The organism is Nocardia farcinica, assembly GCF_029867845.1.
GTDB lineage: Bacteria > Actinomycetota > Actinomycetes > Mycobacteriales > Mycobacteriaceae > Nocardia > Nocardia farcinica_A.
The window spans coordinates 1-9,002 of sequence record NZ_JARWRU010000185.1; the positions used below are offsets into that span (position 1 = coordinate 1).

At 73.4% G+C, this 9,002-nt stretch carries 8 protein-coding genes and 1 pseudogene; 1 reads left to right on the forward strand and 8 read right to left on the reverse strand.

Annotated elements, in window-relative coordinates:
- The 8 genes from QH283_RS03775 to QH283_RS03810 form a co-directional block, all read right to left on the reverse strand.
- A partial coding sequence (locus tag QH283_RS03775; protein ID WP_280501626.1) for a hypothetical protein occupies window positions 1–473 on the reverse strand: 473 nt, incomplete at its 3' end.
- A 1-nt stretch (window position 474) separates the two neighbouring features.
- Window positions 475–1,845: an ArsA family ATPase gene (locus tag QH283_RS03780; protein WP_280501632.1), complete on the reverse strand. Its 1,371-nt coding sequence runs from the start codon at window positions 1,843–1,845 to the stop codon at window positions 475–477.
- A 38-nt stretch (window positions 1,846–1,883) separates the two neighbouring features.
- Entirely contained in the window at window positions 1,884–2,321 is a 438-nt protein-coding gene (locus QH283_RS03785; protein WP_280501627.1) for an SRPBCC family protein, read from the reverse strand.
- Window positions 2,322–2,376: 55 nt separating this feature from the next.
- Window positions 2,377–2,760: a polyketide cyclase / dehydrase and lipid transport gene (locus QH283_RS03790; RefSeq protein ID WP_280501628.1), complete on the reverse strand. Its 384-nt coding sequence runs from the start codon at window positions 2,758–2,760 to the stop codon at window positions 2,377–2,379.
- 99 nt (window positions 2,761–2,859) lie between these two features.
- Window positions 2,860–3,987, reverse strand: a complete 1,128-nt coding sequence (locus tag QH283_RS03795) for a glycosyltransferase family 4 protein (RefSeq protein ID WP_280501629.1) — start codon at window positions 3,985–3,987, stop codon at window positions 2,860–2,862.
- A 70-nt stretch (window positions 3,988–4,057) separates the two neighbouring features.
- A complete protein-coding gene (locus tag QH283_RS03800; protein ID WP_280501630.1) occupies window positions 4,058–5,053 on the reverse strand; it encodes a hypothetical protein in 996 nt (331 codons plus the stop codon).
- A gap of 7 nt (window positions 5,054–5,060) precedes the next feature.
- Window positions 5,061–6,092 carry an NlpC/P60 family protein gene (locus QH283_RS03805; RefSeq protein WP_280501633.1) on the reverse strand — a complete coding sequence of 344 codons (1,032 nt, stop codon included), beginning with the start codon at window positions 6,090–6,092 and terminating at the stop codon, window positions 5,061–5,063.
- A 243-nt stretch (window positions 6,093–6,335) separates the two neighbouring features.
- Window positions 6,336–6,917, reverse strand: coding sequence for a C40 family peptidase (locus QH283_RS03810; RefSeq protein WP_280501631.1), 582 nt, complete (start codon window positions 6,915–6,917; stop codon window positions 6,336–6,338).
- Window positions 6,918–7,475: 558 nt separating this feature from the next.
- Between QH283_RS03810 and QH283_RS03815 the strand changes: the two are divergent.
- Window positions 7,476–9,002 (forward strand): annotated as a pseudogene (locus QH283_RS03815) (DEDD exonuclease domain-containing protein); the annotation flags it as partial.

The window sequence follows — 9,002 nt, forward strand, 5'->3', positions numbered from 1 at the left end:
CCCACGCCGCCGCGGGCGTGCGCCGCGCTCGCTGTCCGGCCCGCCGCCGGGCCGCCGGCGGGGTGTCCGGTGGGAACAGCGCCGTCGGCTCGCGGTGCGGCGCTCGCCGCGCCCGTGTTCGGCCCGGCCGGTCGGGCGCCGTCGGCACCCGGTTCGTCCTCGGGCAGCACCGGTTCGACGGGCGCGCCCGCGAGCGCCTCGCGCAGGACGGTGACAATGGCGGTGCCGTGGTCGGCCAGGGCGGTCAGCACGTCGTGGTGTTCCCCGCGCACCAGGGCCGCGGTCGCGCAGACCGGGCACCAGCTGCAACTCGACCACTCGGCCCGGTCCTCGGCGGCGCCGCGCAGCACCGGCTCCACGCGCTCGAGCACGGCCTCGGCGAGCAGGCGCAGTTCCTCGGCGAACTCGGCGAAGGCGTCCGGGCGATGCTGGTGGGCGGAGGGACGGGGCTCGTGCGTGGACGACGGGGACATCTCACGCGCCTTCCGTGCTCGCCGGCCACAACGCCGGGTCCGGGCGGAACCGCACCACCAGACGGCCGGAGTCCAGTTCGGCACCGGCGACCGTGCACCGCCGCAACACCGGGGCGAGGCGCACCCGGCGCCGCACCCCGTCCGCTCCCACGATCAAATCGTCCTCCACTCGTCCCAGGCGCAGCGTCGCCGGATCCACGACCGGCAGCCGCATCCACAGCGCGTACACCGAGTCGACACCGGTGCCCGACTCCCATCGAACCACCGGCTCCCCGGATCGCACATCGACACGCGTCGGGGTGTCGTCCGGCTCGCCGGACTCGCCGTCGCCGTCCGTACCGCCGTCGCCGCCCGTACCGCCGTCGCCGCCCGGACCGGAGCGGCCTGCGGCGAACCCCGGTTCCCGCGCGCGGTCCGCTCGTGGTTCGCCGTCGGGCCACGGCGCGGGCGCGAGCGCCGCCAGCGCGTCGGGGCCGATAGGTTCCGCGCCGGTGTGCGCGGCCGTCAGCAGCGCGACGTCGTCGAGGTCGGCGCGCAGCGCCGCCAGCGCCGCCTGCTGGTCGGCGCGGCGGTTCAGATACCAGTGCACGGCCGGATGCGCCGCCTCCAGCGGGCCCGAGGGGGCCGGGGCCGGCGGCAGCAGCTTGTTGACCACCACCGCGTCCAGGCGCAGCCCGAGCAGCGCGGCGGCCGAACGCACCCGGCGGGTCTCGGCCACCGCCACCCGCTCGGCCGCGGCGACCAGCCGCAGGCCGGTGCGCTCGTGGTCGACCAGCAGGTCGCGCACCCCGGTCACCGTGCCGACGATCCGCTCCACGGTGGCGGCCAGCACCGCGCGCCGGGGATCGAAGCCGGACACCGACACCGCGCGCGCGTGCGGCGGCCACAGGCGTTCGAGGTAGTCGAGCAGCGTCTGCGGGGCGGTGAGCAGGCGCAGCATGTCGGCCGAGGGCGGGCAGTCCACCACGAGCACGTCCCAGTCGGCGTCCTCGGCGAAACCGGCAAGCTCGGTCAGCGCCAGCAGTTCCTGCACCCCGGGCAGGCCGGTCAGCTCGGCCGGGTCGAGCGCGCTGGGGTCGATGCCGGCGGAGTGGCGGTGCGAGCCGCCCGCCGAGAGCATCGAGGTGACCTCGGCGAAACGGTCCTCGAGCAGGGCCAGCGAGTCGATCTCGATGACATCGAGTCCCGGCTCCACCCTGGTGATGCCGGTGACCGTGCCCGGATCGTGCGGCAGCCGCACGCCCAGCGCGTCGCCGATCGAGTGCGCCTGGTCCAGTGAGGCCAGCAGCACGTCCCGGCCTGCCCTGGCGTGGGAGACCGCGCTCGCACAGGCGAGGGTGGTCTTGCCGACTCCGCCCTTGCCGACGAACAGTTCGAGCCGGGTGCGCCGCGGCCCGTGTGGTGCGGCCGTCAGCCTTCGACCCGTTTCTTCAGTTCCTTGAGGGCCGTGTCGGTGATGACCTTCTCGGCCTTGCGCTTGAACATGCCGATCATCGGGATGTTCAGATCGACCGTCAGCTCGTAGACCACCTCGGTCACCCCGCCGGACTTCTCCCGCAGCACGTAGCTGCCGTCCTGGGCCTTCTGCAGCTCGCCTTCGATCAACCGCCAGCTCACCGCGAGGTCGTCGGGACGCCAGGCGTAGGACAGCACGTAGGTGTCCTTGACCACGCCCGCGTCGAGCACGAATCGGGCGGTGCGGGCCCGGCCGTCGGCGCCCCGGTCGAGCACCTCCACGGACTTGGCCGCCGACACCCACTCCGGGTAGGACTCCAGATCGGCGATGACGGCCATCACCCGCGCTGCGGGGGCCTCGATGAGGATCGACCTCTGGGTCCGGTCGGCCATGGGGTCAGCGGTTCCTTTCCAGCGACGATGCGGGGTGGTTCCGGGTGACGACAGCTCAGGCGGCCGGGGTGACGCCCGCGGGGCGTCCGGCCTCCAACAGCGCCTTGAGCTCGAACGACATCTTCTTGCCCGCCACGCGCCGTGCCCGGTTCAGCGTGGCCAGCGCGCGGGGCGAGAGGTTCTGCGGCGGCTCCGGTTCGGCGTGCAGGAAGTAGTGCAGGATGACCCCGTCCAGCGCGGGCTCGAGCCACACCTCCATCGTGCCGGTCAGCGGACCGGACACCAGCCAGCGAATGCCCTTGTCACCGCGGTCCTCCCGGACCTCCAGCTGGAGATCCGGCCACCACCGGCGCCACCGGCCGCGATCGGCCAGCACCTCGGCGACCGCGGCGCCGGAGGCGACGACGAACGTCTGGTCGGCGACCAGAAAGCTGCTCACTCCGCAGAGCGAAAAGGATGACTCCGTCACACCTGCGGGGCATGTCGGTGTGCGGCCCGCGCGGCGGCAGCACCCGGCGGCTCGACCGTCGGCAGGTGCTCAGCGCAGCAGTTCGCGCAGCCGCGCGCCGATCGCGTCCCAGTGCCAGTGCCGTCGCACCCAGGCCCGGCCCGCCGCGCCCATCGCCGCGGCCGCGTCCAGGTCGGACAGGATCGCCACCACCGCGTCGGCGACCTCGCTCACCCGTCTGCCGTCGACCACCAGACCGGTCTCGCCCTCGCGCACCGTCTCCGGCGCACCGCCCGAGCGGCCCGCGATCACCGGGACACCGGTGGCCGAGGCCTCCAGGTAGACGATGCCGAGCCCCTCCACGTCCAGGCCCGCGCCCCTGGTGCGCGCCGGCATGGCGAACACGTCGGCGATGGTGTGGTGGGCCGCCAGTTCCGCGGCGGGGACGCGGCCGGTGAAGACCACGTCGTCGGTCACCTCGAGCACCTGCGCCAGCGAGCGCAACCGATCCTCGTACGGACCGCCGCCCGCGATCACCAGCACCGCGCCGTCGACACGGGTGCGGATCTCGCGCATGGCCGCGATCAGGATGTCCTGGCCCTTGCGCGGCACCAGCCGTGACAGGCACAGGATGGTCGGGCGCTCACCGAGGCCGTAGCGGGCGCGCAGCTCGGCGCGGGCGGCCGGATCGGGCCGGAAGATTTCGGGGTCGACGCCGGGCGGCAGGTACTCCAGCGCCGCGTTCGCGCCGAAGGCGGAGGCGAACCGGCCGCGGGTGTACTTGCTGACGTAGGTGACCACGTCGGTGGTCTCGCCGATCACCCGCAGCGCCTGGCGCGCGCCCGGCAGCATCGACCAGCCGACCTCGTGACCGTGGGTGCTGGCCAGCACCCGCTCCGCGCCCGCACGGCGCAATCCGGGGGTGAGCAGGGCCAGCGGCGCGGCGGCGCCGAACCACACGGTGTCGCACCGTTCCTCACGCACCAGCCGTGCCGCGCGGCGCAGCACCGGCGGGGTCGGCAGCATGAGCGTGGTGGGGTGGCGGACCACCCGGAAATCCTGGTTCGCGTCGAATTTCTTGTGCGAGTCGCCGCGCCAGCGTGGTGCGTACACCACCAGCTCCTCGGGGGGCAGCTGTCCGGCGAGCGCCTGCAGATACGACTGGATACCACCCGGCCGAGGCGGGAAATCATTGGTAACCAGCAGGGTTCGGGCCATACCGGACAACCTACTCGGCGCGCCCGCCCGAGTGCCGCCGTGGTCGCGCCGTCGGCGGGCGCGGTCCTGGTCAGCGCGCGCGTTCGGTGAGCCAGGAGCGCCAGCGGTCGAGGAAGTCGGCGCGGGCGACGCCGAGGACCTCGCCCAGCAACCGTTCCTCGTCGTCGGCCGAGGCCGCGGCCAGTGCCCGGTACAGCCGGATCAGGTGCGGTTCACCGTAGGACTCGGCCACGAACGCGCACCCGGTCCAGGCCAGCTCGTAGGCCATGGCGGCGGCCGGACCGGTGAAGTCGGCGTCGGCGGGCAGGGCCGGGGGCGGGTGACCCGCGTGGACGGCGGCTCGCACGGTCGGGGCGACCTCGGTGAAGGCCGCGCCGAGCCCGCGGTGGGCGGCGTAGTCGGCGAAGCCCTCGGTCAGCCACAGCGGGGCATCGGCTCCGGTGTGGGTGCGGGTGGCCAGGTGGGTGAGTTCGTGGCGCAGCACGGCGCGCAGCTGGTCCTCGCCGAGCCGGGCGCCGACGTCGGGGGCGAAGACGACACGTTGGTTCGCCGGGGCCGTGCCGGGCCGGAACGGGTCGGAGTACGCGGCGGCGGCCACCTCCGCGGACAGCGGTGGACCGGCATCCGGGCCGCCGGGCACCTCCGTCGCCGTCGCACCGCGGAGGAGGGCGGCGAATTCCGTGCGGTCGGCGGCCACGGCGACGACGGCGCGGTCGGTCCACGCGGTGTCGGCGGGGTTCCAGAAGTCCACCACGGCGGTGAGCGCGGCGGGAAGTTCCGCGGCCAGCCGCCTCGCGACGGCCGCCTGGCCGGGATGGGCGAGGACCACCGCGGCGGACAGCGGATCGGCGCGGAACTCGCTCACCTCGCCGTACGGCGTCATGAGCTGCCGGACGGTGTCGAGCCGGGAGCTCTCGGTCGCCGTGGGTGTGGGCGCGAGCCCGGCCGACTCGAGCTCGGGGGAATCCTGGGCGCAACCGGCCGTTGCCAGCGCGATCGATGCCGCGACGAGGAGATACGGTGCGCGGCGGGCGGGCCGGGAGCCGGCGCGGGGACGGCGCCTCACGCGGGGGTCAGTACCGCCGCGCGGAGTGGTAGGGCGTCGACCCCATCGGCGCCACGGCGACGGGGACGCCGAAGGTGGAGGCGTGCAACATCATTCCGTTGCCCGCGTAGATGCCGACGTGGGAGACGTCGGAGTAGAAGAAGACGACGTCGCCGGGCTGGAGGTCGTCCTTGTCCACGGGGGTGCCGTACTGGGCCTGGGCGGAGCTGGTGCGTGGCACGTCCTTGCCGACCTGTTTGAACGCCCACTGCACCAGACCGGAGCAGTCGAACTGGTCGGGGCCGGTGGCGCCCCAGACGTACGGGTCGCCGACGCGGGTGAGGCCCGCGGCCAGGGCGCTGGTGCCGCTGCCGGGGACCAGGCCCTGCAACAGGGTGTCGCGGTCGAAACCGGGCGGGAAGGGTGAGCCGGCGAGGGCCGAGCGGTCGGAGGTCGACAGCTGGCCCCATGCCTGCACGGTGGCGGCGATGGCGCCGGCCAGTTCGCTGCGCTTGCGCTCGAGGTCGGCCCGGACCTCTTCGGCTGTGCGCGCGGCCTCGCGGGCGGCGTCGGCGGCGGCTCGCGCGCTGTCCTCGGCGGCCGTGGCCGCGTCGACGGCCTTCTTGAACCGGCGCAGTTCCTCGGTGGTCTGAGCGGTGAGCACGTCCATGGTGGACATGCGGTCGAGCATCTGCTGCGGGGAGTCGCTGACCAGCACCGCGAACATACGGTTCGGGCGCACCCCCTGATAGGCGGCGATGGCGGTGCGGTCGATGACCGGCTGGAAGGCGCGCACCTCGGCCCGCGCGGCGTCGGCCACGGCGGTGCGGGCGGCCAGTTCGGCCTCGGCGGCGTGCTGGGCGGCCAGCTTGACGTCCAGATCCTCCTGCACGCCCAGCGCCTGCTGGTTGAGCTGCTCGGACTGGCGGGACAGCTCGATCATGCTCTGCACCGCCTCGCTCGCGGTGCTCGGCAGCGCGACCGGGTCGGCCAGGGCGGCGGGCCCGGACGGCAGGCCCGCGGTGGTCATGCCGGTGGCGAGAAACCCGGCGGCGACCATGCCGCAGAACAGGCGCTTGGTGCGAGAGGTGCGCGGATCGACTGCCACAGCTCGACGTGCTCCTTCGTTGCCGAAGCGCTGGAACCGGTGAAGGTCACCGGCCGACACTCCGTTCGGTCTCGATTAGATTACGAAACGGCAGCGGCCCGTGTCCAGGTGGACACGAGCCGCTGTGCCGTATGGGGCCTGCGGGGCCGCTGTGTCGTCAGGGGCAGCGGACCGCGGTGCCGGGTGGCGGCCGGATCAGTACCGGCGGGCGCCCGCGAAGGGCATGGAGGAGATCGGTGCGACGTGCACCGGGCTGCCTGCGTTGGCCGCGTGCACGACATTGCCGTTACCCGCGTACAGGCCGGAGTGGCCGCCGCCGTAGAAGGAGACCATGTCGCCGGGCTGCAGGTTGTCCAGGGAGACCGGGACGCCCGCGGCCAGCTGCGCGCCGCTGGTGCGCGGCAGCTCGCGGCCTGCCTGGCGGTAGGCCCACTGGACCAGACCCGAGCAGTCGAAGGCGTTCGGGCCTGCGGCGCCGTAGACGTAGGGGGAGCCGACCTTGGACAGCGCGGCGTCGAGGGCCACCTCGCCGAGAGTCTTCTGCGGCGCCACGAACGGCGGCGGCGCGAACGGCGCGGCCGGGAAGGCGGGCTCGATGCCCGGGATGCCGGACGGGATCGGGATCTCGTCGGGAACCTCGAAGACGCCGACGCCCGGGATGGTGACCGGCTGGGCCGAGGCCGTGGCGGGGAGCAGGAACGCGCTGATGGTGGCAGCGCCGATCGCTCCGGCGGCCACGGCACGCCGCGCCTGCCGTTTGACGGTGTTTGTCGCCATGTTGCGTTGCTTCCTATCTGCCCCACGACGCCACACCCGTGTGGTGCGACGGACTGCGACGTACGCACCGGATCGGCGCGTCGAACTCCGTGAGGTCTCGAAACGATTACGAACCGATCACGGAAGTTTGTAAAGCCGCGTCGCCGTCGAAGGCGCGCGCACGCCTCGGGCCTGCGTGAATTTCTGCGACAGATCTCACAGCGATCACGAAACGATGACGGAGACATTTCGTTGTCCGATTCGTCCGGGTCGTCTCGGGGCCGCCGGAGGTGGGGGAGGGCGATGTCGATCTTGGAAAATGGCAACGGACGCCCAGGTCGGCGCGGTATGTCCGCCGAACTTCGGGACGCTGTTCTGGACAAGCGTACAAGTCTGCGTCGAACCGGGCCGGGCGGTCGGTTCGATCTGCGCCGCGATCTTCGGACACGCCCGGAATTCGATAGTTCATGGAAGAAAACGTGAGCTGTGACACTTTTTGTGTTCCAAGATCGTTTATCGGTTCGCGAGGCGGGAATTTCTCCGGGTCACGCCGCACGCGATTGTCGCGACAGTTGTCCGATGATCTTGTCGGAGGCCGGCCCTACGCTGACCGCCGTGCCCGACTCCGATCTCTCCGCCGCCGCCCGGCAGCTGGCCTTCGACGAGCTGGACACCCCGCTCTACGACACCACCTTCGTCGTGGTCGACCTGGAGACCACCGGCACCAGCCCGGAGGGCGACGCCATCACCGAGATCGGCGCGGTCAAGGTGCGCGGCGGGGAGGTGCTCGGCGAGTTCGCCACCCTGGTCGATCCCGGTCGCGCCATCCCGCCGGAGGTCGTGCGGATCACCGGCATCACCACCGCGCTGGTCTGCGCGGCGCCGCGCATCGATGCCGTGCTGCCCGGGTTCCTCGAGTTCGCCGCCGGCGCGGTGCTGGTGGCCCACAATGCCCGCTTCGACATGGCCTTCCTGCGCGCGGCCGCCGCCCGCGGCGGGCTGCCGTGGCCGAACGCCCCGGTGCTGTGCACGGTCAAGCTGGCCAGGCGGGTGCTCGGCCGCGACGAGGCGCCCTCGGTGCGGCTGTCGGCACTGGCCCAGCTGTTCGGCGCGTCCACCCGGCCCACCCACCGCGCCCTCGACGACGCCCGCGCCACCGTCGACGTCCTGCACACTCTCATCGGCCGCGTCGGCAACCAGGGCGTGCACAGCCTGACCGAACTGCTCGACTACCTGCCCGACGTCGGCCCCGCCCGGCGCGCCAAGCGCGTGCTCGCCACCGGCCTGCCCGCCGAGCCCGGGGTGTACCTGTTCCGCGGACCGTCCGACGAAGTCCTCTATATAGGCACCGCCGTGAATCTGCGCCGCCGCGTGCGCACCTACTTCACCGGCTCGGAGACGCGCGGCCGGATGAAGGAGATGGTCGCCCTCGCCACCCGCGTCGACCACGTGGTGTGCGCGCACGGCCTGGAGGCCGGAGTTCGAGAACTGCGCCTGCTCGTCGCGCACGCCCCGCCCTACAACCGGCGTTCCAAGTTTCCCAAGCGCGCCTGGTGGATCACCCTCACCGACGAGGCGTTCCCGCGCCTGGCCGTGACCCGCACACCCGTCCGGGATGCGCTCGGCCCCTTCAACTCCCGCGCCGACGCCGCCGACCTCGCCGCCACCCTGGCCGAGCACGCGGGCCTGCGCACCTGCACCACCCGGCTCGCGCGCGCCGCGGTCCACCACTGCCCGCCCGCCGTGGTCGGCGGCTGCCCCGCGGCGCGCACGCGCGAGACTCCGCTCACCGCACGGGAATACGCGCCCGCCGTGACGGCCGTGCGCGAGCTGATCGCCGGCCGTGACGACAGCCTGCTCACCGGCCTGCTCGACCTGATCGAAAGCCACGCCCGCGCCGAGCGTTTCGAGACCGCCGCCCGCCTGCGCGACCGCGCCGCCGCTCTCATCCGCGCCCTGCGCCGCACCCAGCGCCTGGCCGCCCTCGCCCGCGTGGCCGAATTGATCGCCGCCGCCCCCGACGGCGGGGGCGGCTGGTAATTCGCCGTCGTCCGCCACGGCAGGCTCGCCGCCGCGGGTGTCGCGCGCCGCGGCACGCCTCCGATG

Bases quoted from the DNA above. Each gene is read 5' to 3' on its own strand.
- QH283_RS03795 (WP_280501629.1), bottom strand. From the start codon at position 3,987: ATGGCCCGAACCCTGCTGGTTACCAATGATTTCCCGCCTCGGCCGGGT.
- QH283_RS03810 (WP_280501631.1), bottom strand. From the start codon at position 6,917: ATGGCGACAAACACCGTCAAACGGCAGGCGCGGCGTGCCGTGGCCGCC.
- QH283_RS03805 (WP_280501633.1), bottom strand. From the start codon at position 6,092: ATGGTCGCCGCCGGGTTTCTCGCCACCGGCATGACCACCGCGGGCCTG.
- QH283_RS03785 (WP_280501627.1), bottom strand. From the start codon at position 2,321: ATGGCCGACCGGACCCAGAGGTCGATCCTCATCGAGGCCCCCGCAGCG.